This window comes from Pseudomonas sp. DWP3-1-3b3 (assembly GCF_049896305.1).
GTDB lineage: Bacteria > Pseudomonadota > Gammaproteobacteria > Pseudomonadales > Pseudomonadaceae > Aquipseudomonas > Aquipseudomonas azotoformans_A.
The window spans coordinates 22,680-45,347 of record NZ_JAFCUA010000007.1 but is presented as its reverse complement, the minus strand read 5'-3'; the positions used below and the strand labels follow the sequence as shown (position 1 = coordinate 45,347).

16 protein-coding genes are annotated in these 22,668 nt (G+C 59.7%); 6 read left to right on the top strand and 10 right to left on the bottom strand.

Annotated features, from left to right (window positions below; translation table 11 throughout):
- Position 1: 1 nt before the first annotated feature.
- The 6 genes from infB to ACP7BX_RS21050 all read left to right on the top strand — a co-directional run bounded on the left by infB (position 2) and on the right by ACP7BX_RS21050 (position 7,606).
- On the top strand, positions 2 to 2,527 hold the full coding sequence (gene infB, locus ACP7BX_RS21075) for a translation initiation factor IF-2 (RefSeq protein ID WP_016976824.1): 2,526 nt from the start codon (positions 2 to 4) through the stop codon (positions 2,525 to 2,527).
- A gap of 159 nt (positions 2,528 to 2,686) precedes the next feature.
- The gene (rbfA, locus tag ACP7BX_RS21070; RefSeq protein WP_016973761.1) at positions 2,687 to 3,082 is read left to right on the top strand and encodes a 30S ribosome-binding factor RbfA; all 396 of its coding nucleotides are present in this window, start codon (positions 2,687 to 2,689) and stop codon (positions 3,080 to 3,082) included.
- Between the two features lie 3 nt (positions 3,083 to 3,085).
- Positions 3,086 to 4,003, top strand: coding sequence for a tRNA pseudouridine(55) synthase TruB (truB, locus tag ACP7BX_RS21065; RefSeq protein ID WP_003235022.1), 918 nt, complete (start codon positions 3,086 to 3,088; stop codon positions 4,001 to 4,003).
- Between the two features lie 115 nt (positions 4,004 to 4,118).
- The gene (gene rpsO, locus ACP7BX_RS21060) at positions 4,119 to 4,388 is read left to right on the top strand and encodes a 30S ribosomal protein S15 (protein ID WP_003177875.1); all 270 of its coding nucleotides are present in this window, start codon (positions 4,119 to 4,121) and stop codon (positions 4,386 to 4,388) included.
- A gap of 196 nt (positions 4,389 to 4,584) precedes the next feature.
- The gene (gene pnp, locus ACP7BX_RS21055) at positions 4,585 to 6,690 is read left to right on the top strand and encodes a polyribonucleotide nucleotidyltransferase (protein WP_314530672.1); all 2,106 of its coding nucleotides are present in this window, start codon (positions 4,585 to 4,587) and stop codon (positions 6,688 to 6,690) included.
- A gap of 295 nt (positions 6,691 to 6,985) precedes the next feature.
- Positions 6,986 to 7,606, top strand: a complete 621-nt coding sequence (locus ACP7BX_RS21050) for a BON domain-containing protein (protein WP_269132048.1) — start codon at positions 6,986 to 6,988, stop codon at positions 7,604 to 7,606.
- Positions 7,607 to 7,883: 277 nt separating this feature from the next.
- Here ACP7BX_RS21050 and ACP7BX_RS21045 read toward each other — a convergent pair whose 3' ends face one another.
- From ACP7BX_RS21045 to ACP7BX_RS21000, 10 genes are all read right to left on the bottom strand, one after another.
- Positions 7,884 to 10,802: a DUF748 domain-containing protein gene (locus ACP7BX_RS21045; RefSeq protein WP_426130058.1), complete on the bottom strand. Its 2,919-nt coding sequence runs from the start codon at positions 10,800 to 10,802 to the stop codon at positions 7,884 to 7,886.
- 87 nt (positions 10,803 to 10,889) lie between these two features.
- A complete protein-coding gene (locus tag ACP7BX_RS21040) occupies positions 10,890 to 11,906 on the bottom strand; it encodes a class I SAM-dependent rRNA methyltransferase (protein WP_426130060.1) in 1,017 nt (338 codons plus the stop codon).
- A 57-nt stretch (positions 11,907 to 11,963) separates the two neighbouring features.
- Positions 11,964 to 12,833: an oxygenase MpaB family protein gene (locus tag ACP7BX_RS21035; protein ID WP_426130062.1), complete on the bottom strand. Its 870-nt coding sequence runs from the start codon at positions 12,831 to 12,833 to the stop codon at positions 11,964 to 11,966.
- 16 nt (positions 12,834 to 12,849) lie between these two features.
- Positions 12,850 to 14,787 (bottom strand): acetate--CoA ligase, encoded by a 1,938-nt coding sequence (acs, locus tag ACP7BX_RS21030; RefSeq protein WP_426130064.1) that lies wholly within the window; start codon positions 14,785 to 14,787, stop codon positions 12,850 to 12,852.
- Positions 14,788 to 14,892: 105 nt separating this feature from the next.
- On the bottom strand, positions 14,893 to 16,557 hold the full coding sequence (gene pgi / locus ACP7BX_RS21025) for a glucose-6-phosphate isomerase (RefSeq protein ID WP_426130066.1): 1,665 nt from the start codon (positions 16,555 to 16,557) through the stop codon (positions 14,893 to 14,895).
- Positions 16,558 to 16,782: 225 nt separating this feature from the next.
- Positions 16,783 to 17,634 (bottom strand): pantoate--beta-alanine ligase, encoded by an 852-nt coding sequence (gene panC / locus ACP7BX_RS21020; protein WP_426130068.1) that lies wholly within the window; start codon positions 17,632 to 17,634, stop codon positions 16,783 to 16,785.
- A complete protein-coding gene (panB, locus tag ACP7BX_RS21015; protein WP_426130070.1) occupies positions 17,631 to 18,431 on the bottom strand; it encodes a 3-methyl-2-oxobutanoate hydroxymethyltransferase in 801 nt (266 codons plus the stop codon). Before panB ends, panC begins: the two co-directional genes overlap by 4 nt.
- A gap of 214 nt (positions 18,432 to 18,645) precedes the next feature.
- Positions 18,646 to 19,143, bottom strand: a complete 498-nt coding sequence (folK, locus tag ACP7BX_RS21010) for a 2-amino-4-hydroxy-6-hydroxymethyldihydropteridine diphosphokinase (RefSeq protein ID WP_426130072.1) — start codon at positions 19,141 to 19,143, stop codon at positions 18,646 to 18,648.
- Positions 19,144 to 19,145: 2 nt separating this feature from the next.
- A complete protein-coding gene (locus ACP7BX_RS21005) occupies positions 19,146 to 20,534 on the bottom strand; it encodes a polynucleotide adenylyltransferase PcnB (RefSeq protein ID WP_426130074.1) in 1,389 nt (462 codons plus the stop codon).
- Positions 20,535 to 21,231: 697 nt separating this feature from the next.
- Complete coding sequence (locus ACP7BX_RS21000; RefSeq protein WP_314530643.1) at positions 21,232 to 22,659, bottom strand: sigma-54 dependent transcriptional regulator; 1,428 nt, start codon at positions 22,657 to 22,659, stop codon at positions 21,232 to 21,234.
- Positions 22,660 to 22,668: the final 9 nt, after the last annotated feature.

Genomic DNA, 22,668 nt, shown 5'->3' with positions numbered 1-22,668 from the left:
CATGACGCAAGTCACGGTGAAACAACTGGCCGATGAGGTCAAAACACCGGTAGAGCGCCTGTTGCAGCAGATGCGTGAGGCAGGTCTGCCGCACACCGCCGCCGATGAAGGTGTGAGCGACAGTGAGAAGCAGTCTTTGCTGACTCACTTGAAGAGCAGCCACAAGGCGAAAGTGGAAGAACCGCGCAAGATTACATTGCAGCGCAAAACCACCAGCACCCTGCGTGTTGCGGGTAGCAAGAGCATCAGCGTTGAAGTACGCAAGAAGAAAGTCTTCGTACAGCGCAGCCCGGAAGAAATCGAAGCCGAGCGCAAACGCGAACTGGAAGAACGTCGCGCAGTAGAAAATGCTGCACGTCAGAAGGCTGAAGAAGAAGCCAAGCGTCGCGCCGAAGAAGAAGCGCGTCGCCAGCCTGCTGCTGCGCAACCTGCTGCCACTGAAGCGGTCGCCGCGCCTAGCGCTCCTGTAGAAGCTGTGCGTGAGGCCGCTCCGGTTGCCGCTGCACCAGCACCTGCTGCTGATGCTCGCAAGCGCGACGAACCTCGTCGTCCGGACAAGCCGCGTGCTGACGATAACAATCGTCGCGGTGGTGGTGGCGATGGCGAGCGCAAAAACGCTCCGCATCGTGCCTCGGTCAAAGAGAAGGCGCCTGCTCCACGCGTTGCCCCACGTACTACCGACGAAGAAAGCGATGGCTTCCGTCGTGGTGGTCGTGGCAAGGCCAAGCTGAAAAAACGCAACGCCCACGGTTTCCAGAGCCCAACCGGCCCTGTCGTGCGTGAAGTGAAGATCGGCGAGACCATCACTGTGGGCGATCTGGCCCAGCAGATGTCGGTCAAGGCAGCTGAAATCATCAAGTTCATGTTCAAGCTGGGCACTCCGGCCACCATCAACCAGGTACTGGACCAGGAAACTGCCCAGTTGGTTGCTGAAGAGCTGGGCCACAAAGTGACCCTGGTCAGCGACACCGCCCTGGAAGATTCCCTGGCCGAGTCCCTGAAGTTTGAAGGTGAGGCGGTTTCCCGTGCACCGGTTGTGACCGTAATGGGCCACGTTGACCACGGTAAAACTTCCCTGCTCGACTACATCCGTCGTGCCAAGGTGGCTGCGGGCGAAGCCGGCGGTATCACCCAGCACATCGGTGCGTACCACGTTGAAACCGACCGTGGCATGGTGACGTTCCTCGACACTCCGGGTCACGCCGCGTTTACCGCGATGCGTGCCCGTGGTGCCAAGGCGACCGACATCGTGATCCTGGTGGTTGCAGCGGACGACGGCGTGATGCCACAAACCATCGAAGCCGTTCAGCATGCCAAGGCAGCTGGCGTTCCGTTGGTAGTAGCCGTGAACAAAATCGACAAGCCGGGCGCCGATCTTGATCGCATCCGTAGCGAACTGTCGGTTCACGGCGTGACCTCCGAAGAGTGGGGTGGCGACACTCCATTCGTACCGGTCTCCGCGAAGATGGGTACCGGTGTTGACGAACTGCTCGAAGCCGTTCTGTTGCAAGCCGAGGTTCTGGAACTGACTGCTACTCCATCGGCTCCTGGCCGTGGCGTTGTGGTTGAGTCCCGTCTCGACAAGGGCCGTGGCCCGGTTGCGACCGTCCTGGTTCAAGACGGTACCCTGCGCCAAGGCGACATGGTGCTGGTTGGTTCGAACTACGGCCGTGTACGTGCCATGCTCGACGAGAACGGCAAGCCAATCAAGGAAGCAGGTCCTGCTATCCCGGTCGAGATCCTCGGCCTGGACGGTACCCCGGACGCTGGCGACGAGATGAGCGTGGTTGCCGACGAGAAGAAAGCCCGTGAAGTGGCTCTGTTCCGTCAAGGCAAGTTCCGTGAAGTCAAGCTGGCCCGTGCTCACGCCGGCAAGCTGGAAAACATCTTCGAGAACATGGGCCAGGAAGAGAAGAAGACGCTTAACATCGTCCTCAAATCTGACGTACGTGGTTCCCTCGAAGCGTTGAACGGCGCCTTGAATGGCCTGGGTAACGACGAAGTGCAAGTGCGCGTTGTCGGTGGCGGTGTCGGTGGTATCACCGAATCCGACGCCAACCTGGCACTGGCTTCCAACGCTGTACTGTTCGGCTTCAACGTGCGTGCCGATGCCGGCGCTCGCAAGATCGTCGAGCAAGAAGGCCTGGACATGCGTTACTACAACGTCATCTACGACATCATCGAAGACGTCAAGAAAGCCCTCACCGGCATGCTTGGCAGCGACGTCCGGGAGAACATCCTGGGTGTGGCCGAGGTGCGTGACGTGTTCCGCTCGCCGAAATTCGGCGCGATCGCCGGTTGCATGGTTATCGAAGGTGTTGTGCACCGTAACCGTCCAATCCGTGTACTGCGTGAAGACATCGTTATCTTCGAAGGCGAGCTGGAATCCCTGCGCCGCTTCAAGGATGACGCTTCCGAAGTACGTGCCGGCATGGAATGCGGTATCGGCGTCAAGAGCTACAACGACGTCAAGGTGGGCGACAAGATCGAAGTCTTCGAGAAGGTTCAGGTTGCTCGCAGCCTCTAACTCGCGCACTTCCGGAGCCACGCCGCGTGTGGGCATGCAAATGCCCCGCGCAGCGTACGGACTCTAAACGCAACGCCCGGTCTGGCTTTTGTCAGGCCGGGCGTTTGCCGCTTTCAGACCCCACGGGTTTCACCGTGTGGCAGTAACAGGTAACAAGACATGGCAAAAGAATACAGCCGTACCCAGCGTATCGGCGATCAGATGCAGCGCGAGCTGGCCCAACTGATCCGTCGCGAAGTCAAAGACCCCCGTGTTGGCCTGGTCACCATCACCGCCGTAGAAGTGAGCCGTGACGTGGGTCACGCCAAGATCTTCATCACCGTGATGGGGCAGGACAGCAGCGAAGAGATCGCGCAAAGCATCAAGGTGCTCAACTCGGCCGCAGGTTTCCTGCGCATGCAGTTGGCCCGTGAAATGAAGCTGCGCAGTGTTCCTCAGTTGCACTTCCACTACGACGAAAGCGTCGTGCGTGGCGCGCACCTGTCGGCACTGATCGAGCGCGCCGTGGCTGAAGACAGCCAGCACCCGTCCACACCTGAAGACGCCAAGGAGTAAGCGGTGGCTCAGGTCAAACGTATCCGTCGCAACGTCAGCGGCATCATTCTGCTCGACAAGCCCATTGGCTTTACCTCCAATGCCGCGTTGCAGAAGGTCCGCTGGCTGCTCAACGCCGAAAAGGCCGGGCACACCGGCAGCCTCGATCCTTTGGCCACCGGTGTACTGCCGTTGTGCTTTGGCGAGGCCACCAAATTCTCGCAATACCTGCTCGATTCCGACAAGGGTTACGAAACCCTGATGCAATTGGGCAAGACCACCACCACGGCCGACGCCGAAGGTGATGTTCTGCAGGTTCGCGATGTGACCGTTGGTCGTGCTGATATTGAAGCGGCTTTGCCCGGTTTTCGTGGGCAAATCAGTCAGATACCGCCGATGTACTCGGCGCTCAAGCGTGATGGCCAGCCTCTTTACAAGCTGGCACGTGCGGGCGAAGTAGTGGAGCGCGAACCGCGTTCTGTTACTATTGCGCGCTTGGAGTTACTCGCCTGTGAAGGCGACACTGCCCGCCTGGCCGTGGACTGCAGCAAAGGCACCTATATCCGTACCCTCGTGGAAGATATCGGTGAGCAGCTCGGTTGCGGCGCGTACGTTGCAGAACTGCGACGCACCCAGGCTGGCCCTTTCAGCCTGGCCCAGACGGTCACGCTGGAAGAGCTGGAAGCCGTACACGCCGAAGGCGGCAACGAAGCGGTTGATCGCTTCCTGATGCCATCGGACAGCGGTTTGCTGGATTGGCCATTGCTGCACTTTTCGGAGCACAGCGCGTTCTACTGGCTCAACGGCCAGCCGGTACGTGCCCCGGATGCCCCGAAGTTCGGCATGGTGCGGGTACAGGATCATAACGGTCGCTTCATCGGTATCGGTGAAGTGAGCGAAGACGGGCGCATCGCGCCGCGTCGACTGATTCGGTCAGAATGACCGAACGAGTGTGGCTGTTAACAGGCACGGTCAACACTCATTTTTAGATACAGGGATTTGTCCCTGGCCTGTTGAAACTGCCCTTTGGGTGGTTTCCTGAAAAAAGGATTGCCTCATGGCTCTCGACGTTCAAGAAAAAGCACAAATCGTTGCTGACTATCAGCAAGCTGTTGGTGACACTGGTTCGCCAGAAGTGCAAGTTGCACTGCTGACCCACAACATCAACAAGCTGCAAGGTCACTTCAAGGCCAACGGTAAAGATCACCACTCCCGTCGTGGTCTGATCCGCATGGTAAACCAGCGCCGTAAGCTGCTGGACTACCTGAAAGGCAAGGATCTGGGTCGTTATCAGACTCTGATCGGTCGCCTGGGTCTGCGTCGCTAATAAGCGATTGCGCTAGAGGTTGGTTGTCTGCCGTGTGTCAGTGGGATTCCCGCTGGCGCATGGTAGGCTCCCAGCCTCAAGTTTTATCTGGATACACGTTTTACCCCTGGACCAGGTTCGGGCCGATTCCCGACATTGCCCAAGAATTTCGCAAGAAGACAAGTTCCCCCAAGAGCCACAAAGAAGGTAGGACACCGTGAACCCGGTTATCAAAAAATTCCAGTTCGGTCAGTCGACCGTTACCCTCGAGACAGGCCGTATCGCCCGTCAAGCCTCCGGCGCAGTGCTGGTTACCGTTGACGACGACGTGACCGTTCTGGTGACCGTTGTTGGCGCCAAGACCGCTGACCCGAGCAAAGGCTTCTTCCCTCTGTCCGTTCACTACCAGGAAAAGACTTACGCTGCCGGTAAGATCCCTGGCGGTTTCTTCAAGCGCGAAGGCCGTCCTTCCGAGAAAGAAACCCTGACTTCCCGACTGATCGACCGTCCGATCCGTCCGCTGTTCCCAGAAGGCTTCATGAACGAAGTGCAGGTTGTCTGCACCGTCGTTTCCACCAGCAAAAAGACCGATCCGGACATTGCTGCGATGATCGGTACCTCGGCTGCCCTGGCCATCTCCGGCATTCCTTTCGATGGCCCGATCGGCGCAGCCCGCGTTGCTTTCCACGAAAGCACCGGCTACCTGCTGAACCCGACCTACGAGCAACAGAAAGCGTCGAGCCTGGACATGGTCGTTGCCGGTACCTCGGAAGCCGTGTTGATGGTTGAATCGGAAGCCAAAGAGCTGACCGAAGACCAGATGCTGGGCGCCGTGCTGTTCGCCCACGACGAGTTCCAGGCTGTCATCAAGGCTGTCACCGAGCTGGCTGCCGAAGCCGCCAAGCCAACCTGGACCTGGGCTCCACAAGCTGAAGCCACTGAGCTGCTGAGCGCTATCCGCTCCGAGTTCGGCGCTGCCATCTCCGACGCCTACACCATCACCGTCAAGGCCGACCGTTACGCTCGCCTGGGCGAGTTGAAGGATCAGGTTGTGGCCAAGCTGTCCGGTGAAGAAGGCCAGCCTTCCTCCAGCGACGTCAAAGCGGCTTTTGGTGAAATCGAATACCGCACCGTTCGCGAAAACATCGTTAACGGCAAGCCACGTATCGACGGTCGCGACACCCGCACCGTACGTCCGCTGAACATCGAAGTCGGCGTTCTGCCGAAGACTCACGGTTCGGCGCTGTTCACCCGTGGTGAAACCCAGGCTCTGGTAGTCGCGACCCTGGGCACCGCCCGTGACGCGCAACTGCTGGATACTCTGGAAGGCGAGAAAAAAGACCCGTTCATGCTGCACTACAACTTCCCTCCGTTCTCGGTGGGCGAGTGTGGTCGCATGGGTGGCGCTGGTCGTCGTGAAATCGGTCACGGCCGTCTGGCTCGTCGTTCGATTGCAGCCATGCTGCCGGCTGCCGACGTGTTCCCGTACACCATCCGTGTTGTATCGGAAATCACCGAGTCCAACGGTTCCAGCTCCATGGCTTCCGTTTGCGGTGCTTCCCTGGCACTGATGGACGCGGGCGTGCCGATGAAGGCGCCGGTTGCCGGTATCGCCATGGGCCTGGTTAAAGAAGGCGAGAAGTTCGCCATCCTGACCGACATCCTGGGTGACGAAGACCACCTGGGCGACATGGACTTCAAAGTAGCCGGTACCGCCAAAGGTGTGACCGCGCTGCAGATGGACATCAAGATCAAGGGCATCACCGAAGAAATCATGGAAATCGCCCTGGGCCAAGCCCTGGAAGCGCGCCTGAACATCCTCGGTCAGATGAACCAGATCATTGGTCAGTCCCGTACCGAACTGTCGGAAAATGCTCCGACCATGATCGCGATGAAAATCGACACCGACAAAATCCGTGATGTCATCGGTAAAGGCGGCGCGACCATTCGTGCGATCTGTGAAGAGACCAAGGCTTCGATCGACATCGAAGACGACGGCTCGATCAAGATCTTCGGCGAAACCAAGGAAGCGGCTGAAGCAGCACGTCAGCGCGTCCTGGGCATCACTGCAGAAGCCGAGATCGGCAAGATCTACGTCGGTAAGGTTGAGCGCATCGTCGACTTCGGCGCATTCGTCAACATCCTGCCGGGCAAGGACGGTCTGGTTCACATCTCCATGCTGAGCGACGCTCGCGTTGAGAAGGTGACTGACATCCTGAAAGAAGGCCAGGAAGTGGAAGTGCTGGTACTGGACGTGGACAACCGCGGCCGTATCAAGCTGTCCATCAAGGACGTAGCAGCAGCCAAGGCTTCGGGCGTTTAATCACCCCCAAGCGTTGCGCTGAAAAAAGGACTCCTCGGAGTCCTTTTTTTATGGGCGCTGGAAAGTGACGGGAAATCAGCCGCTTAGCTGAAGCCAAAAGCCGCAACTTGCATGCAGGCACGATGACGTTCATGCAACTTGCACGATTCCAAAAAATGCCTATTTTTATAAGTTGTTGTTTTATATAGGCTTTATTGTCTTCTAAGACTTGGCACACTGCCTGCAATATCCCTGTTAACGCTGCAGCATCAAGGTTTACGTACTGCAGACTTTTAATAAAACAGGAGTTACTCGTATGAAGAAGTTCGCTCTCGCTACTGCTACCGCTCTGACCCTGGCCATGGGTGCTAACGTAGCCTTTGCTCAGACTTCCCAAGCCCCTATGACTTTGGCGGCTGGTGAAGCGACCAAGGCTAAAGAAAGCGTTTCGGATACTTGGATCACCACCAAAGTTAAATCCGATCTGCTGACTGAAAAAGGCATTCCTGGTTCGGACATCAAGGTTGAAACCAACAAAGGCGTGGTTTCCCTGTCCTCGACAGTCGCTATCTCTGACGCACAGAAAGCCACTGCTGTAGCAATCACCAAGAAAATCAAAGGCGTGACCGCCGTTTCGGCTGACGGCCTGATGGCTGGCGGCGCTACCAAGGCTGACAATGTCGACAAAACCAAAAGCGCAGCAGCCGGTGCCAAAGAGTCCACTTCGGACACTTGGATCACCACCAAAGTAAAAGCTGACCTGGTTACCGAGAAAGGCATTCCTGGCACCGACATCAAAGTCGAAACCAACAAAGGCGTAGTGTCCCTGTCTTCGACCGCACCGGTCACTGAAGCTCAGAAAACTACCGCGGTGAACATCACCAAGAAAATCAAAGGCGTTAAAGCTGTATCGGCCGACGGCCTGAAAGCAGAGTAACGCACCCGTTTCGTCTGAACTGAATGGCGGCGGCTTAGGGTGAACTAGATATCCACCCGATGCACCTCTGGAGTTCATGCGACCGACCACACGGATGTGGTCATTACAGGCCCCGGCACTTGTGCCGGGGCTTGTTCTATTCTGGGCTGGAATACATGGGAATCAAATGTGGGAGCGGGCTTGCCCGCGAAGGCGGTGGGTCAGTCGACGAATCTGTCAACTGACACTGCCCTTCGCGGGCAAGCCCGCTCCCACATTGGAGTTGTGTTGCTTTGAGTTATTCGGCGTCCAGATGCATCGGCGTCACGACCCGACCATCCTTCTCGGCCTGCCCCAGGTTGGCGTCAATGAAGTACACCCGGTCATCTTCCAGCTGGCCTTTGTCCACCAGGTAGTCCTTGATGGTGCTGGCGCGGTCCTGGCCCAGCTGGCGCAACAGCACATCACTGCCACTCCAGAACTTGATCACGCCGTCACGAAGCTTGGCGCTACGATCATCGCTGCTCAGGTCTTTCCATTCGGCTGGTGGTTGCTGTTTCAGGCGGGTGCGGTAGATGCCTTCAAGCAACGGCGCTTTTTCCTTTTCCGGTACAACAAGTAACGACGCCTGGGCTGGAACCTTGTCGCCACGACGTTGAAGAATTTTGTAGTAGTTGTACTGGTATTCACGTTCCAGTCGCTGAGCGGCAAGGAACGGTCCATCGCTGCTGGCGGCCGCTGTGCCTTCGATTTCCAGGCGCAGGGTAGGGCGCTCTTTCAGTGCTTTAGCCAAGGTGTTCAGGGCGCCTTCGGCATCCTTGTTCAATTCGCTGGACCCAGCGGCGAACGATACATTGCCAAGGTCTTCCGAGCCGCCACCCGTCACCAGCCCACCGATAAACTTGAAGGGCGCCGTCGCTGCACGCACCACCAGGTTGCGCAGGGTCTGCCAGACAATCGGCATCACACTGAACTGCGGGTTATTCAGGTCGCCTGTCACCGGCAGTTCGATGGAAATCTTGCCGTCGGAATCCTTGAGCAAGGCAATTGCCAGGCGAATCGGCAGGTCCACGGCATCGGCGCTGTCGACCTTCTCGCCCAGTTGCAGCTGCTCGACCACCACTTTGTTCTCGGCCTTCAGTTGCCCTTTGGTGATCACGTAATGCAGGTCGAGGTTCAGGCGACCCTTGCGGATACGGAAACCGGCGAACTTGCCGGAGTAGGGCGTCAGGGTGGTCAGCTCTACGCGTTTGAAGCTGGTTGCGATATCCAGCGCCGCCATCGGGTCGAACGGGTTCACGCTACCCTTGATGGTCACTGGCGCATAACGGTCAACCTTACCCTTGATATCGACGCTGGCCGGTTTGGCCTGGCGACTGTCGATGGTGCCGATTTGCCCGTTGAGCTGTTGAATCGCCGTGGCGAAGTTGGGTGTCAGGCTGAAGTCGGCAAAGTTGGCCGAACCATCATTGATCGCAATCTGCCCGATGCGAATGCCCAAGGGTTTTTCCTTGCTGGCGGGCTTGGGTGTTTTGTCGGCGGGTTGCGGGATCAACAGGTCATCCACGTTGGTGGTGCGGTCATCGTTGATCATGAAACGTGCATACGGCTGCAGTAGGTTGACCTTGTCGATCGACAGACTGTCGCCGTGCTGATAGTTCACGCCTTCTAGCACCAGGCGCTGCCATTTGAGGAAGTCGCGGGTCTTGAGGGTGTCCAGGGTGTGCAACTGGTCGACCTGCGCTCTGCCGGTGACCTGGAGCTTCAAAGGATCAGTGCTTTTCAGGTTCACATCGAGATTGCTGCCGAGCATGCCGCTGCGCAGTTCCAGGCGGATGAACGGGCTGATATAGGACTGGGCAACCCGCAGGTCAATGTCCTGGGTATTCACTTTCAGCTTGGCGCTGACCGGGTTGAGGTTGACCTCGCCGGTCGCCTGGACCTTGCCTTGCTTGCCCAGGCCCGTGTCGACTTTCAACGTGAAGGGGCTCTGGTTGAGGCTGTCGAAATTCTGCACATCGACGTTCAGCGGGCCCACTTCCAGCGCGACCGCCGGCTTGGCCTGACGGTCAGCCAGGTGCACCTGATAGTTGCGCAGTTGCACGTCCTTGAGCAGTACTTGCCAAGGCTTGCTTGGCGCCGCAGGCTCGGCTTTTGGCGAGTCGGCGGTGGCGGGTGCATTTTTGGGCTCGGGGGTCTTGGCCGGTTTGCTCGGCTGGCTGGCGAACAGTTTTTGCCAGTCCAGTTGCCCGTCGGACTCAAGCGCCGCCCAGGTTTCCAGCTTGTTGCTGCGAATCTTGCCGACGACGACCTGCTGCTTGGCCAAGTCCACCGTGGTTTCGCTGACGTCCAGGCGTTCCAGGCGCACCAGTGGGCGGCCATCCGGTGCCTTGATGGCAAATGGCGCGATGCTGGCGGCGGTGTTGGTCAGGTTCAGTTCTGTCTCTTTGGCCAGGCTGAACTTGTACTCGGTGCTGAAGTTGAGCACACCGTCTTCCAGCACCAATGGCAGCGCGTCACGTACGTACGGCCACCAGGCTTTCATCTTGCCATCGGTGACTTTCAACGTGCCTTCGGAGGTAATCGGCACCAGGCTGAAATTACCCTTCCAGTCGATCTGTCCGCCTGCAGGCCCGGCTGCCACCAACGTCATGTCGGCGTTGTCTTCAGGCAGGGTACTGAGGTTTTTCAGCTCGAAGTCGAGCTTGTCGTAGAGGAATTCGATGGGCTCGCTGGGGCGCAAGTCTTCAAAGTGCACATAGCCGCCGGCCAGCTTGATGCTGTCGATGCGCAGCGGAAACGGCTTGGCATTCGGATCGGTCGGGGTGGGCTCGCTGGGTGGCAGCTTGAACAACTGCGCGAGGTTCAACTGGCCGGACTTGTCGAACAGCAACTCGGTCTTGGGTTTGTCCAGTTGCACATCGGCCAGGTGCAGGGCGCGGGTCCAGAGGCTGTCGATCTGCAGGTTGGCGTAGAGACGCTCAAAACCCACCTGCTCCTTGCCCGGCTCACCGATTTTCAACCCCCATGCCGTCACCTCCAGGCTGAACGGGTTGAGCTCGATCCGCTCGATCCGCGCCGGCACCGTGGCGTAATTGGCCAGTTGCTGGTTGGCAATGCGAAGGGCAACGCCAGGGAGAATCAAAAAGCCCAGCAAGCTGTACAGGGCAAGGGCGGTCAACAAGGCGCCAGCGGCGCGAATCAATCCTTTGGGCATGGGGCGGCGCCATCTATGTCAAACAGGAGTGCCTTGGAGTATGGCACGGGTTTTCGGTTCCGAAGACCGGGTCCTTTGGGAAACGTCTTACAGCTGTAGTATCAGGGTTTTCAGCGGAGGTTGTTGGTCCTGCGAGGGAAAGTCCGCGCCTGGCGTCATGACTTTGCAGTCACGCACGGGGCGCCCGGCTTTTTCCGCGCAACGCAGCACCTGTTCGCGCCAGTCCTCCATGCTGACTTTCGCCAGGTTGTTGCAGCAAATCAGCACGCCATTGTCGGCGGTGGCCAGCAGTGCGGGCTTGAGCAGGCTCTGGTAATCGCGCAGCAGGTCGACGGTGCCGAAAGCACTCTTGGCCCAGGCTGGCGGGTCGAGCAGTACCAAGTCGTATTGACGTTGTTCCAGGCGCGGGTAACTCGGCAGCTTTTGCCCGCGGCGCTGGGTGATCGGCAGGCCGGCCAATTGGCGGATCGCCGGGAAGTAATCCGACTGCACGAACTGCATGGTCGGCAATTGCGGGTTGAGCAGGCCATTTTCGCGCCCGACCGCCAGGTTGCCCTCGGCGAAGTCCAGGTTGCACACCTCACGCGCACCACCGGCTGCCGCGCTCAGGCCGACGCCGCAGGTGTAGGCGAATAGGTTCAGCACGCTTTTGCCGGCGCTGTGGGCCTTGACCCAGCCGCGGGTGTTACGCAAATCCAGGAACAGCAGCGGGTCCTGCCCGGCATGGCGGCCGCGCACGCGGTAATTGAGGCCCCACTCATGGCCGATCAGGTCTTCCAGTGCAGCGGGCTCGGCACGATAAACCGTGTCTTCGCGGTCGATGCGCGAGTTGCCACGGGAACGGTCGTTGTACACCAGCAACAATTCCAGGCCCATGTACTGGTTGACCTGTTCATGCAGGTCCAGCAGCTCTGCAGTTTCCAGGGAGTGGTGAAAACTCTGCACCAGCAATTGCGGGCCGTAGCGGTCGATCGTCAGGCCGCCGGCGCCTTCCTGGCTGCCATGGAACAGGCGGTAGCAGTCGGTGCCTTGGGCGTGCAGCTCATGGATCAGGTCTTGGCGATGATCGAGGGCGGCGCGCAGCGCCTGATTCAGAGGAGACATGGAGCGCGCCTTGCTGGGGAAATGAGGGCGCGAAGTTTAACAGCTATGCGCCGTCGCCTACATCAACCCCATCCGCCGATGGGCGCGTTGCACCGAACCGTTGCGCATCGCCCATCGCAGCATCGGCGCACTGCGCTTGACCCCGGCACGGATCATCTGGCGTTGCAGCGGGCTCTGGTGCTGGTCGAGCATGGCGCTGGCCCAATCCGGCAGCAGGTCAATGCCGGCCTGCATCATCAGACTGCCAAAAGGTTTGGCCAGCAGGCTGGGGGAGGGCGCGTTAAGCAGTAAACGTAGTACTTCGCGGCTGCGATCGTCGCACAGTAATTGCGGGCGGATGCGCGCCAGATAATCCGAAATTTCCTGCCGAGAACGCGGAACATGCCGCGCGCCCAGCTGTTCGGCGACCAAGGCAATTTCACTGTAGTAACGGTCCTGGTCTCGACCGGACAGATCCGGGTTGCGATAGCGCAAGTGGGCGGCGAGGAAGTTACTGACCTCTGCCACATGCACCCAGGTCAGCAATTCCGGGTCGCTGGCCGCGTAAGGTCGCCCGTCCGGGGCATGACCGACCACCTGCAGGTGAATGGTGCGGACTTTTTCGATCAGCCATTCGGCGTCTTTGCGCGAACCAAACGTTGTGCCCGAGATGAACTGCGAGGTGCGCCGCAAGCGCCCGAGCATGTCCTGGCGAAAGTTGGAATGGTCCCACACGCCCGCCAGGGCCAATGGGTGCAAGGCTTGCAGCATCAAGGCGCTGATGCCGCCGATGAGCATGCTGCTGAAGTCGCCATGGACCTGCCAACTCACCGAATCGGGCCCGAACAGACCAGGGTCACCCTTGGGGTTTTCCAGGTCCAGTTGGCCCAGTGACAAACCGGTGAGGCTCATCAACTGGTTTTCGATACGGCTGCGGATAAATTCCATGGCGACTCAGGGGTTCCTATCGGTTCAGGCGTTTGTCGATCAAGCCCTCTACGACACTCGGATCGGCCAGGGTCGAGGTATCACCGAGGCTGTCGAGTTCGTTGCAGGCGATCTTGCGCAAAATCCTGCGCATGATCTTGCCGGAGCGGGTTTTCGGCAAGGCCGGGGCCCATTGGATCAGTTCCGGCTTGGCAAAGCTGCCGATTTCCTTGCTGACCAGCGCCAGCAGGTGTTTTTTCAACGCATCGTCGGGTTCCACTCCATTCATGGGCGTGACAAACGCATAGATGCCCTGGCCTTTGACGTCATGGGGGTAGCCCACCACGGCGGCCTCGGCCACCTGGTCGTGCAGCACCAGGGCGCTTTCCACCTCGGCGGTGCCGATGCGATGGCCGGACACGTTGATCACATCGTCGATGCGCCCGGTGATCCAGTAGTCGCCGTCGTCATCACGGCGTGCGCCGTCGCCGGTGAAGTAGTAGCCGGGGTAGGGTTTGAAATAGGTGTCGATCATGCGCTGCGGATCGCCGTACACGCTGCGGATCTGTCCGGGCCAGCTCGCTTTGATCGCCAGCACGCCGCTGCCGGCCCCGCTGAATTCCTTACCCTGTTCGTCGAGCAGCACGGGCTGTACACCAAACATCGGCTGGGTCGCGCAGCCGGGCTTGATACGCTGTGCGCTGACCAAGGGGCTGAGCATGATGCCGCCGGTCTCGGTCTGCCACCAGGTGTCCACGATCGGGCAGCGCTGTTCGCCGACGGCATTGAAGTACCAGTCCCAGGCTTCCGGGTTGATCGGTTCGCCGACACTGCCCAGCAGGCGCAGGCTCGCGCGCGAGGTGTTCTCCAGCGGGCCGTGCCCCTCGCGCATCAAAGCACGCAAGGCGGTGGGCGCGGTGTAGAAGATGTTGACTTTATGCTTGTCGATCACTTGCCAGAAGCGCGAGCTGTCCGGGTAGCTCGGTACGCCTTCGAACATCAGCGAAGTCGCGCCGTTGGCCAGTGGGCCGTACACGATGTAGCTGTGGCCGGTGACCCAGCCCACATCGGCGGTGCACCAGAACACCTCGCCCTCGCGGTAGTCGAGCACGTATTTGAATGTCATCGCCGCTTGCAGCAGGTAGCCGCCGGTGGTGTGCAGCACGCCCTTGGGTTTGCCGGTGCTGCCGGAGGTGTAGAGGATGAACAGCGGGTCCTCGGCGTCCATCGGCTCGGGCGGGCAGTCGTCGCTGGCCGCATCCAGGGCCTGTTGATACTTGAGGTCGCGGCCTTCGCTCCAGTTGACGGTCGCACCGGTGCGCTCTACCACCAGAACCGTGCTCACATTCGGGCAGCTGGCCAGGGCTTTGTCGACATTCTGTTTCAGCGCCACCGGCTTGCCACCGCGCACGCCTTCGTCAGCGGTGATCACCGTGCGGCAGTCGGCGTCGAGAATACGGTCACGCAAGGCATCCGGCGAGAAGCCACCAAACACCACGGAATGCACCGCGCCAATCCGCGTACAGGCGAGCATGGCGTAGGCCGCTTCCGGGATCATCGGCATGTAGATGCACACCCGGTCGCCTTTCTTCACGCCACGGCTTTTCAGCACATTGGCCAGGCGACTGACGTTCTGGTGCAGTTGGCGGTAGGTGATGTTGGAGGATTTGGCAGGATCATCGCCCTCCCAAATGAAGGCCGGCTGATCGGCGCGTTGCGCCAGGTGACGGTCGATGCAGTTGTAGCTGACGTTCAGTTGGCCGCCGGCAAACCACTGAGCGGCGCCAGTGTTGATGTCTGAGCTTTGAACGGTGTGCCACGGGGTGATCCAGTCGAGAAAGCCTTTGGCCTGTTCAGCCCAGAAGGTGTCCGGCTGCTCGATGGATTGGCGGTAGAGGCGCTGATAGTCCTCTTGACTGAGTTGCGCAGCCCGGCGGACGGCATCGGCGGTGGGGAACGTGCTGATATCGAACATGAGCGATCCTTATTCTTGTTTTAGCCACAAGTCACAAAGATGCACCCTGCAAGGGGAGGGTTCAAGGCCAACGTCCAAACGGACGTTGGCCCTGCCATACCTGGATCAGCCGCGGTGACGACCGCGGAAGTAGTTGATCAGGCCCTGGGTAGAAGCATCCTCGGCCGAGGTTTCTTCGGCGCCGGTCAGGCGGTTGTAGACGCCTTTGCCCAGCTCTTTACCCAGTTCCACACCCCATTGGTCGAAGGCGTTGATACCCCAGATCACGCTCTGCACGAACACTTTGTGCTCATACATGGCAACCAGAGCGCCCAAGCGACGCGGGCTGATGCGCTCGACCACGATGGTGTTGCTCGGACGGTTGCCCGGGATCACCTTGTGCGGTGCCAGCTTCTGCACTTCGTCTTCCGGGATGCCCTTGTCGCGCAGCTCGGCTTCGGCTTCGGCTCGGGTCTTGCCGAGCATCAGCGCCTGGCTCTGGGACAGGCAGTTGGCGTACAGCCACTGATGGTGGTCGGACACCGGGTTGAAGCTGACGATCGGCACGATAAAGTCGGCCGGGATCAGTTGGGTCCCCTGGTGCAGCAACTGGTGGTAAGCGTGTTGGCCGTTGCAACCCACGCCACCCCAGATCACCGGGCCGGTATCGGTCGCGACGGGCGTGCCGTCCTGGCGCACGCTCTTGCCGTTGGATTCCATGTCCAGCTGTTGCAAGTGTTTGGTGATGTTACGCAGGTAGTGGTCGTACGGCAGGATCGCATGGCTCTGCGCGCCCCAGAAGTTGCCGTACCAAACGCCCAGCAAGCCCAGCAGTACTGGCATGTTCTGTTCGAACGGCGCGTTCTGGAAATGCTGGTCCATGGTGTAGGCACCGGACAGCAGCTCCTTGAAGTTGGACATGCCGATCGCCAGGGCGATGGGCAAACCGATAGCCGACCACAGCGAGTAACGACCGCCGACCCAGTCCCACATCGGGAAGATGTTTTCTTCACGGATACCAAAGGCCACCGCCGCCGCGTTGTTGCTCGATACAGCGATGAAGTGGCGGTACAGCTCGGCTTCCGAGCCACCCTGGGCCAGGTACCAGGCGCGGGCGGCCTGGGCGTTTTTCAGGGTTTCCAGGGTGTTGAAGGATTTCGACGAGACGATGAACAGCGTGGTCTCGGCGCGCAGTTTCATGGTCAGCTCGTGGAACTCGCTGCCGTCGATGTTCGCCAGGTAGTGGCAGCGCACGCCTTTGTGGGCGTAGGACAACAGCGCTTCGGAGACCAGCTCCGGGCCGAGGAACGAGCCACCGATACCGATGTTCACCACGTCGGTGATCGGCTTCTCGGTGTAGCCGCGCCACAGGCCGTCGTGAATGCGGCCGACCAGGTCAGTGATCTGGTTCAGCACCTTGTGCACGTCCGGCATGATGTTCACGCCGTTCACCGACAACTTGTCGCCCACCGGGCGGCGCAGGGCGGTGTGCAGGGCCGGGCGGCCTTCGGAGGAGTTGACCGGTTCGCCGGCGTACAGCGAGTTGATAGCGTCTTTCAGGCCGACTTCTTTGGCGAGGCCCACGAGCAGGTCGCGGGTTTCGCCGGTGATCAGGTTTTTCGAGTAATCGAGGAAAAGTCCGCAGCTGCTCAGGGTGAACTGGGAAAAACGCTGAGGATCGGCATTGAACGCTTCGCGCATGCTGAAATCCTGCATGGCTTGGCGATGTTGATTGAGCGCTTGCCAGGCGGGCAGAGCGGTAACGTCATGAGGAGTGCGGTAGTACGCCATCGCTGCGGGTTTCCTTTTATTACGGGGACTGCCTTTAGGACACTTCTAAGCCCGGAACGTCCAGTCTTTGATCAAGCATTGGGTTCCGGACAGCGCTAACCATAGCGCAGGGCGATTACATTAAACCTAGCGTGTCGATATGTCTTGGCTTTGTCTGCGCTAAGGCCGGTACTTTTTTATACCGGCCCTTTTTATTGACGCAGCGAGGAGGGTGACTGAAAGGGGTCAGTCGAGGGTCAGGTGCAGGTTGTCGATGAGTCGGGTAGCGCCGAGATAGGCGGCTACGAGGATCACGATATCCCGATCTTCGGCCGTGGCCGGACGCAAATGCACGCCCTGGCGCACTTCGAGGTAGTCCAGGCGCAACCCGGCGGCTTCGATCTGCTGGACCTGTTCGGCGCGCAGCTTGGCGAAGTCGTGGTCACCGGCTTTGATCGCGGCGCCAATCTGGCTGAGGCTGCGGTACAGCACCGGCGCAATGGCGCGTTGCTCGTCGGTGAGGTAGCCGTTGCGCGACGACAGCGCGAGGCCGTCCTCGGCGCGCACGGTGGGTTCGCCGATGATCTGGATCGGCATGTTCAGGTCGTGGACCATTGCGCGGATCACCGCCAGTTGCTGGTAATCCTTCTGGCCAAACACCGCCATGTCCGGCTGGACCATGTTGAACAGCTTGCTGACCACCGTCGCCACGCCTTCGAAGTGCCCCGGACGGCTGGCGCCGCACAGGCCTTCAGACAATTGCGGCACGCTGACGCGGGTCTGGCCGGTCATGCCGCCGGTGTACATTTCCTCGACGGTGGGCGCAAACAACAGGTTGCAACCTGCTTGCAGCAGCTTTTCCTGGTCGGCGGCCAGGGTGCGTGGATACTTGTCCAAGTCTTCGCCAGCACCAAACTGCAGCGGGTTGACGAAGATGCTGGCCACCACGAAATCCGCCTGCTGGGCGGCCTTGGTCACCAACGTGGCATGGCCTGTGTGCAGGTTGCCCATGGTCGGCACAAAGCCAATGCGCTTGCCGGCATTGCGGGCGTGGGTCACCGCAGCCCGCAGTTCACGTACGGTTTTTACGGTGTTCATGCAGAGAATCCGTGTTCAGCGCCAGGGAAGGTCACGCCTTTGACTTCGGCGACGTAGGCGCTCAATGCGGCGTGAATGCTGTCCTGGCCGACCATGAAGTTCTTCACGAACTTTGGCACGCGACCAGTGATCGACAGGCCGAGCATGTCGTGCAGCACCAGCACCTGGCCATCGGTGGCCGAGCCTGCGCCAATCCCGATCACCGGCACTTTCACCGCCTGGGTGATTTCTGCCGCCAGTTCGCTTGGCACGCATTCGAGCAGGATCATTGCCGCGCCCGCCTGTTCCAGGGCGATGGCATCGGCGCGCATCTGCCGCGCCTGGGCCTCATTGCGGCCTTGTACCTTGTAGCCGCCGAGGATGTTCACCGACTGTGGCGTCAGGCCCATGTGCGCACACACCGGCACGCCGCGTTCCGCCAGCAGACGGATCGACTCGGCCAGCCACACCGCGCCTTCGACTTTGATCATATGCGCGCCGGCTTGCATCAGCTTGCCGGCATTCTGGAAGGTCTGTTCGAGCGTCGCGTAACCCATGAACGGCAGGTCGGCGATGATGAGTGCGCCATCGTTGCCGCGCTTGACGCTGGCGGTGTGGTACGCAAGTTCATCGGTGGTGACGGGCAGGGTGCTGTCATTCCCTTGAAGAACCATGCCCAGGGAGTCGCCCACCAGCAACACTTCAACCCCGGCCTGGCAACTGGCGTGGGCGAAGGTGGCGTCATAGCAGGTCAGCATGGCGATTTTTTCACCTTTGAGCTTGAGGCTCTGCAAGGTGGTCAGGGTAATGTCTGGCATGAAAAGGGTCCTCATTCAGGCGCTTGGAAACAGCGAGTAACGCGCGTGAGTCTTCGTTTATACAGGCGCACGGTCTTGAGAGCAGTGCTTATATGGCCTGGATTGCGCCCTTTAGCGCCGGGTTGGCGGCAGCGGGACGCCTATAGTCGTGAGGAGGACACGGGAAGTCAATTGGATGTGTTACCGCATTGTTACGATGGCGGTGTTACCGCTGTTACTGACGCGATTCAGCAACTGTGAGGCGTTCCAGACCGACAAACGGGCAGGCTGCCAACAAGTCATCGAGGGTTTGGCCATCGGGTAACGCCAGGCTGGCGGGCGCCAGTTCGGCCAACGGGTACAGCACAAAAGCACGCAGGTGCATCTGATAGTGCGGGACCTTGAGGCGCGGTTCGTCGATCAGGTGATCGCCAAACAGCAAGATGTCCAGGTCGAGCGTGCGCGGGCCCCAGCGCTCAAGACGTTCGCGACCTTGATCGTTCTCGATGGCTTGCAGTGCATCCAGCAACTCAAGGGGCGCCAAATCGCTGTCCAGGGCGGCAACCGCATTGGTGTAGCGCGGCTGGCCAGGGAGCAGGGAATCACTTTGATAAAACGCGGACACACCAGCGACCTTGGTGCCCGGCAATTGCGCCAGCGCTTCGATAGCGCTGCGCAATTGCTGGTCCGGGGCCGCCAGATTACTGCCCATGCCGATGTAGATGCGTTCCACGTTTACTCGCCGGAGGTATCGGCTGCGCTGCGCTTGCGCTTGGTGCAGCTGCGGCGACGTTTCTTCGGACCTTCGCCGTCGCCTTTGCTGCCGAGGTCACGAATCATGTCGCGGCGCTCGCTGTCATTGGCGTCCTGGTAATCGGTCCACCATTCACCCAGGCCATCGGTCTGCTCGCCAGCGCTTTCACGCAACAGCAGGAAGTCGTAGCCGGCGCGGAAGCGCGGGTTGTCCAGCAACAGGTCGGCGCGTTTACCGCTGCGGCGTGGCAGACGCTCCTGCATGTCCCAGATCTCGCGGATCGGCATGGTGAAACGTTTCGGAATGGCGATGCGCTGGCACTGTTCGGCGATCAGCTCATGCGCGGCTTCCTGCATGGCCGGGATCGGTGGCATGCCGCGCTCCTGCAAGCGCAGTACGCGTTTGGGCAACGCTGGCCACAGCAAGGCGGCAAACAGGAACGCCGGGGTGACCGGCTTGTTCTGCTTGATGCGCAGGTCGGTGTTGATCAGCGCTTCGCTGATCAAGGTGTGGGTGTACGTCGGGTTGTATTCCAAAGCCTCGGCGCTGGCCGGGAACAGTGGGTCGAACAACTGCAGGTCCACCAGCATTTCAAAGGTGTCGGCGGCATAACCCGAGAGGAACAGCTTGAGCACTTCTTCGAACAGGCGTGCCGACGGGATCTCCCGCAGCATCGGTGCCAGTTCGCGAATCGGCGCGGCGGTATGGCGCTCAATACCGAAGTTCAGCTTGGCGGCAAACCGCACGGCCCGCAGCATGCGCACCGGGTCTTCCTGGTAGCGTTGGACCGGATCGCCGATCAGGCGAATCAGGTTGTTACGAATATCGTGTACGCCATTGGCGTAATCGAGGATGCGCTCGCTGACCGGGTCGTAATACAGGGCGTTGATGGTGAAGTCGCGGCGTTGCGCGTCTTCTTCCAGGGTGCCGTAGACGTTGTCGCGCAGGATGCGCCCGCTTTCGTTGCGGGAGGACTGATTGGTGTCTTCCTCTTCATCGTTTTGCGGGTGGCCGGCACGGAACGTCGCGACTTCGATGATTTCGCGACCGAAGTGGATATGCACCAGCTTGAAGCGTCGGCCGATGATCCGCGCATTACGGAATTCGGCACGCACTTGCTCAGGCGTGGCGCTGGTGGCGACGTCGAAGTCCTTGGGCGTGATATTGAGCAGCATGTCGCGCACACAGCCACCGACCAGATAAGCCTGGTAGCCGGCGTTCTGCAGGCGTTCGACGATATTCACGGCATAACGGCTGAATTGAGCGCGCTGCAGCGAATGCTGGCTGCTGTTGAGCACTTCAGGCGTGCTGCGTTTGTGTTGCGTACGACGCAAGGGAGAACGGAATGACTGGAACAACTTCTTCAGCATGGGATGCACTGTTTGAAGGAATGTTCGGCCATAACGAAGAATGACCGCATGATGGGCGGGGATTCTAGCATTTAGTCAGGGGATGGTGTAGGAACAAGCTACAGGCATTGCGCCATAAGCCTTGAAAGGTCAAATCCCGGAAACTACAAGGGGAGCCGAAGCTCCCCCAGAAGTAGTTGCGTGCTCTATTTTTATTATTGATTTCGGGCTTCTTGTTTTTGTTGATCGCCCTCGCCATGAAGCTTCACCTTCATGACACTCCCAATCGGGAGTCAAGAGCAAACGGATTGCTTTGGTCGCTGTGTTGCTGATCTACGATCCAACCAGTTCAGGCTCTGCCTTAGGGCAGTTTTTGTTGTTCTCGGCCTGGTTGCGGGGCAAGCCCCAAATGCAACGCCTCTCCAAAAGAATCAGTTAGCTGCGCCTCCGCCGTGTTGTTTTTGTTATGCGTGAGTCGATTCGTCTTATTTTTATTGTCTTGTACTAAGCTTGTTATTGTTTTTGTACTAAGCATATAGCAGGGTGCGTGCCAACTTTTGTGCCGCCCAGTAAAACCGGGGGGTTGAGGTGGTTTTTGGTTTTTGACGGGCCAAAAAAAGCCGGGGCTTCGTTACCGTAAGCCCCGGCTTTTGTTACGCGAAATATCCGCGGTAACAGTTTTTTCACATCGGTGGGTGTTACCTGTGGGCGCGCGCCCTCAGCTTTCGCTGGCCACACCGGTCTTGCGCCGTGGAATGCCCAGGCGCTGGCGGCGTTCCCACAGGCATTTACGGCTCACGCCCAGCTTGCGCGCCAGTTCGGTCTCGGTCATATGGTCCTGGTGCTCAAGGACGAAATGCTGGAAATAATCTTCCAGAGACAAATCTTCCGTCGGCTCATGGCTGGTATTGCTACCGCCCTGTTGTGGGGCCAGACCGATGAAGTCGTCGTCGTCCAGGTCACTCAGCTCGATATCGATGCCCAGCAGTTCGGCGGAAATCTCCGGACTCTCCGACAGGATCACCGCACGCTCCACCGCATTCTCCAGCTCCCGTACGTTACCCGGCCACGAGTAATGCCGGATCGCTTGCTCGGCGTCTGGCGCGAACTTGAGGTCGGTACGGTTGATGCGCGCGCTCTGGCGCAGCAGGAAGGCGTTGGCGATCTCGTTGACGTCGGCGCCACGCTCACGCAGGGCCGGCAGCTTGAGGGCGATCACGTGCAGGCGGTAATACAAGTCTTCACGGAACTGGCCGATCTTGGCCAGGCTCTTGAGGTCGCGGTGGGTCGCTGCGATCAGGCGCACATCGACCTTTTGCGACTGCACCGAGCCTACGCGGCGAATTTCGCCTTCCTGCAGCACGCGCAGCAATCGGGCTTGGGCTTCCAGCGGCAGCTCACCGATTTCATCAAGGAACAACGTGCCGCCGTCCGCCGCTTCGACCAGGCCCGCACGCCCGGCGCTGGCGCCAGTGAATGCGCCTTTCTCGTGGCCGAACAGTTCGGACTCGATCAGGGATTCGGGGATCGCTGCGCAGTTCACCGAAATCATCGGCGCCTTGGCACGCTTGGACAGGTTGTGCAGGGCACGGGCTACCAGTTCTTTACCGGTGCCGGACTCGCCCTGGATCAAGACATTGGAGTCAGTCGGCGCTACTTTGCGGATCTTGCTGTAGAGGTCCTGCATCGGTGGGCAGGAGCCGATGATGCCGATCTCGCCGTTGCTGTTGTCCACGCCCGGTTTGTCGGCAGCTTTGCCGGCTGGCCGTTGTTCGGCGGGCGCATTGCTGGCCGACTGGCGGTCGCGCAGAATGCGGGCCACGGCCTGAAGCATCTCGTCATGGTCGAAAGGCTTGGCGATGTAGTCCACCGCGCCCATCTTCATGGAGTCGACCGCCGAACGCAGGCTGGCGTAGCTGGTCATGATCAGCACCGGGGTGCCCTGGCCAAGCTTGATCAACTCGGTGCCAGGCGCGCCAGGCAGGCGCAGGTCACTGACAATCAGGTCGAACGTGGGAATGCTGAAACGCTCCTGGGCTTCCTGCACCGAGCCGGCTTCGCTGACCTGGTACTGATTACGTTCAAGCAGGCGACGCAAGGCAGAGCGGATAATGGTTTCGTCTTCGACGATCAAAATGTGCGGCATTGATTCAAT

Bases quoted from the DNA above. Each gene is read 5' to 3' on its own strand.
- ACP7BX_RS21000 (WP_314530643.1), bottom strand. From the start codon at position 22,659: ATGCCGCACATTTTGATCGTCGAAGACGAAACCATTATCCGCTCTGCC.
- ACP7BX_RS21005 (WP_426130074.1), bottom strand. From the start codon at position 20,534: ATGCTGAAGAAGTTGTTCCAGTCATTCCGTTCTCCCTTGCGTCGTACG.
- pgi (WP_426130066.1), bottom strand. From the start codon at position 16,557: ATGGCGTACTACCGCACTCCTCATGACGTTACCGCTCTGCCCGCCTGG.
- rpsO (WP_003177875.1), top strand. From the start codon at position 4,119: ATGGCTCTCGACGTTCAAGAAAAAGCACAAATCGTTGCTGACTATCAG.
- ACP7BX_RS21035 (WP_426130062.1), bottom strand. From the start codon at position 12,833: ATGGAATTTATCCGCAGCCGTATCGAAAACCAGTTGATGAGCCTCACC.
- acs (WP_426130064.1), bottom strand. From the start codon at position 14,787: ATGTTCGATATCAGCACGTTCCCCACCGCCGATGCCGTCCGCCGGGCT.
- rbfA (WP_016973761.1), top strand. From the start codon at position 2,687: ATGGCAAAAGAATACAGCCGTACCCAGCGTATCGGCGATCAGATGCAG.
- panB (WP_426130070.1), bottom strand. From the start codon at position 18,431: ATGCCAGACATTACCCTGACCACCTTGCAGAGCCTCAAGCTCAAAGGT.
- infB (WP_016976824.1), top strand. From the start codon at position 2: ATGACGCAAGTCACGGTGAAACAACTGGCCGATGAGGTCAAAACACCG.
- ACP7BX_RS21040 (WP_426130060.1), bottom strand. From the start codon at position 11,906: ATGTCTCCTCTGAATCAGGCGCTGCGCGCCGCCCTCGATCATCGCCAA.
- panC (WP_426130068.1), bottom strand. From the start codon at position 17,634: ATGAACACCGTAAAAACCGTACGTGAACTGCGGGCTGCGGTGACCCAC.
- ACP7BX_RS21050 (WP_269132048.1), top strand. From the start codon at position 6,986: ATGAAGAAGTTCGCTCTCGCTACTGCTACCGCTCTGACCCTGGCCATG.
- ACP7BX_RS21045 (WP_426130058.1), bottom strand. From the start codon at position 10,802: ATGCCCAAAGGATTGATTCGCGCCGCTGGCGCCTTGTTGACCGCCCTT.